This is a genomic window from Pseudoalteromonas sp. MER144-MNA-CIBAN-0113 (assembly GCF_040308965.1).
In the GTDB taxonomy this organism is placed as follows: Bacteria; Pseudomonadota; Gammaproteobacteria; order Enterobacterales; family Alteromonadaceae; genus Pseudoalteromonas; species Pseudoalteromonas tetraodonis.
In genome coordinates, this window is the sequence record NZ_JBEOOG010000437.1 from 1 (window position 1) to 258 (window position 258).

The 258-nt window shown below is 38.8% G+C and carries 1 protein-coding gene; it reads right to left on the reverse strand.

Annotation, left to right across the window (positions count from 1 at the left end; all coding sequences use genetic code 11):
• Positions 1-258, reverse strand: a 258-nt coding sequence (locus AAEY57_RS20395) for a type 1 glutamine amidotransferase family protein (RefSeq protein WP_502935511.1), incomplete at both ends; no start/stop codon positions are given.

The window sequence follows — 258 nt, forward strand, 5'->3', positions numbered from 1 at the left end:
CATATAACCAGCAGGCTTATTTTCTTTTGCAAATGATTTACAAGCATTAAGGACGTCTTCATTAATATTTGCTTTTGCGCCTTTAATTGCAAAGTCACATAAGTTTTTTGCAGCGCCAAAACCGCCAGGTACAATTAATGCGTCAAACTGAGTTACGTCTAGTTCAAGCAGCGATTTAATGTCACCCCGTGCAATACGAGCCGCTTCTGTTAATACATTACGTTTATCAGGCATTACTTCGCCCGTTAAATGGTTAAT